Origin of the sequence: Mesorhizobium sp. B1-1-5, assembly GCF_006443065.1 — a bacterium.
Lineage (GTDB): Bacteria > Pseudomonadota > Alphaproteobacteria > Rhizobiales > Rhizobiaceae > Mesorhizobium.
This window is the reverse complement of the sequence record NZ_VFWS01000213.1, coordinates 1-3322: the sequence shown is the minus strand read 5'-3', so window position 1 is coordinate 3322 and position 3322 is coordinate 1. Positions and strand designations below refer to the sequence as shown.

Annotated in this window: 1 protein-coding gene; it reads left to right on the top strand. The window is 62.6% G+C overall.

The genetic code is table 11. The features are described from left to right. Positions 1–1001: 1001 nt before the first annotated feature. The coding region (gene uvrA / locus FJ980_RS29465) for an excinuclease ABC subunit UvrA (RefSeq protein WP_140547147.1) at positions 1002–3322 on the top strand (2321 nt) is incomplete at its 3' end.

Below are 3322 nucleotides of genomic sequence, written 5' to 3'. Positions count from 1 at the left end.
TTCTCAATTCGTCATTCTAGGGCGGAGCAAGGAGCGACGCGAAGCGGAGCGCAGACCCTGGAATCCATGCCGTGACGTTGGACGGAGGGTGCAGCGGCGCAAAATTCTGTAACCGCTGCAATGCGTTAGCGTCACGGCATGGATTCCAGGGTCTGCGCTCCGCTTCGCGTCGCTCCGCCCTAGAATGACGAAGTTGGGAGCGTCTCCGGCCAATTGCGAACCTGGCATGCCCGACAAAATGTAAGCCCCATCCCTGCTGTGCAGACGGATGGGGCCTCATGGATCTGAAATCCAATTTTAGCCGGGAGTGGACTGCCGGCGTTCTGTTTCGGATGCAACGCGGCGTTCAGCCGACGATCCGACTATCGTCTCTAATTGTAGGGAATCGGCAAGTCACGGTTTGTCGGGCCGGCGTTTCAAGTCTGCCCTGGCACTTATGCCCGCCGCGGCTCCATCTCGATGTGGAGCCTCAAGGGACTGTCCGGTGGCGTCATGCTCCGCTCCTGGGTCCGTTGCGACAATGTCGTTCGAAGCACAAATCGCTATCGCCTGCGGCGTCTCGCAGACCGCCTGTTAGGCGGCGAGGCCATCGAAAGACGGCCGGCTTCGTTGACGCGTTTGAGACTGCTCCCCTGGGCCCGAGACGTCAACCGTTGAATAGTCGGTTACCGAAAAATGTGATCGCCTGGAGGTTACATGCAGGTAAGTCGAGTGCTTCGAAACGCCAACGGCGCGTATCTCGGCCGCGATTGTTTCGACAACGCTTGGGCGATTGTTTCCACAACGCTTGAGCGATTGTTTCCACAACGCTTTGTCAGGAGCGTGTTCGACCTTTGTTCTTTCCGCTTGCCCGGTCGCGCGAAAGACGGTTAAACCCATGATCGGCTTGTCCCGTCGAGATTGTGGCGTCTCTCGACGTGGCGGTGAAAATACCTACATAGGGGATGGCCGGGACAATCCCGCCAATCCAGCAAATTCCAGATCTGAGGCGGCGACCGGCGATGGCCGACCATAAATACCTTTCCATTCGCGGGGCGCGCGAACACAATCTCAAGAACGTCGATCTCGACCTGCCGCGCGACAGCCTGATCGTCATGACTGGACTGTCGGGATCCGGCAAGTCGTCGCTTGCCTTCGACACCATCTATGCCGAGGGCCAGCGCCGCTATGTCGAAAGCCTGTCGGCCTATGCCCGCCAGTTCCTCGAGATGATGCAGAAGCCGGACGTCGACCAGATCGACGGCCTGTCGCCTGCCATCTCGATCGAGCAGAAGACCACCTCGCGCAACCCGCGCTCGACCGTCGGCACCGTCACCGAAATCTACGACTATATGCGCCTGCTGTTCGCGCGCGTCGGCATCCCCTATTCGCCGGCCACCGGCCTGCCGATCGAAAGCCAGACGGTTTCGCAGATGGTCGACCGCGTGCTGGCGCTCGAGGAGGGCACGCGCCTGTTCCTGCTGGCGCCGATCGTGCGCGGCCGCAAGGGCGAGTACCGCAAGGAACTGCTGGAACTGCAGAAGAAGGGCTTCCAGCGCGTCAAGGTCGACGGCGTCTTCTACGAGATCGCCGACGTGCCGGCGCTGGACAAGAAATACAAGCACGACATCGACGTCGTCGTCGACCGCGTCGTCGTGCGCGGCGACCTGGGCACGCGGCTTGCGGACTCGATCGAGACGGCGCTGAAGCTTGCCGAAGGTCTTGCCGTAGCCGAATTCGCCGACAAGCCGCTCGACGCCAGCCAGACCGGCGAGGATTCGGTCAACAAGTCGAAGAACGAGACGCATGAGCGCATCCTGTTCTCGGAAAAATTCGCATGCCCGGTGTCCGGCTTCACCATTCCGGAGATCGAGCCCAGGCTGTTCTCCTTCAACAACCCGTTCGGCGCCTGCCCGACCTGCGACGGCCTTGGCAGCCAGCGCGCCATCGATCCCAACCTCGTCGTGCCGGACGAGAACGTCTCTTTGCGCGACGGCGCCATCAGCCCGTGGGCGAAATCGACCTCGCCCTATTACGCGCAGACGCTGGAAGCGCTGGGCAAGGTCTATGGCTTCAAGCTCGGCGACAAGTTCAAGGATCTGAGCGTCGAGGCCAAAGAAGCCGTGTTGCGCGGCACGGGCGAGCGCGAGATCACCTTCCAGTATGATGACGGCCTGCGCTCCTACAAGACGACTAAGACCTTCGAGGGCGTCATCCCCAATCTCGACCGGCGCTGGAAGGAAACCGAATCCGCCTGGATGCGCGAGGAGATCGAGCGCTTCATGTCGGCCACCCCCTGCCCCGCCTGCAACGGCTACCGCCTGAAGCCGGAAGCGCTGGCGGTGAAGATCGGCGGCAAGCATATCGGCGAAGTCACCGAGATGTCGATCCGCAAGGCCGACCAATGGTTCACGGACTTGCCGGCGCAGTTGAATGACAAGCAGAACGAGATCGCGGTCCGCGTGCTGAAGGAAATCCGTGAGCGGCTGCGCTTCCTCAACGATGTCGGCCTCGACTATCTGACCTTGTCGCGCAATTCCGGCACGCTGTCGGGCGGCGAGAGCCAGCGCATCCGGCTCGCTTCGCAGATCGGCTCCGGCCTCACCGGCGTGCTCTATGTGCTGGACGAGCCGTCGATCGGCCTGCATCAGCGCGACAATGCGCGCCTGCTCGATACGCTCAAGCACCTGCGCGACATCGGCAACACGGTGATCGTCGTCGAGCATGACGAGGACGCCATCCTGCATGCCGACTATGTCGTCGACATCGGCCCGGCGGCCGGCATCCATGGCGGCCAGATCATCGCGCAAGGCACGCCGCAGCAGATCATGGCCACACCTGCCTCGATCACCGGCAAATACCTGTCGGGCGAGCTCGAAGTGGCAACGCCCGCGGTGCGGCGCGAGGCGAAGAAGAACCGGCGCATCAAGGTGGTCGGCGCGCGCGGCAACAATCTCAAAAACGTGACGGCGGAAATCCCGCTTGGCACCTTCACTGCGGTCACCGGCGTGTCCGGCGGCGGCAAATCGACCTTCCTGATCGAGACGCTGTTCAAGGCCGCCTCGCGCCGCATCATGGGCTCGCGCGAGCATCCGGCCGAGCACGACCGCATCGAGGGCCTGGAATTCCTCGACAAGGTCATCGACATCGACCAGTCGCCGATCGGCCGCACGCCGCGCTCCAACCCCGCGACCTATACCGGCGCCTTTACGCCGATCCGCGACTGGTTCGCCGGCCTCCCCGAAGCCAAGGCGCGCGGCTATCAGCCGGGCCGCTTCTCCTTCAACGTCAAGGGCGGCCGCTGCGAGGCCTGCCAGGGCGACGGCGTCATCAAGATCGAGAT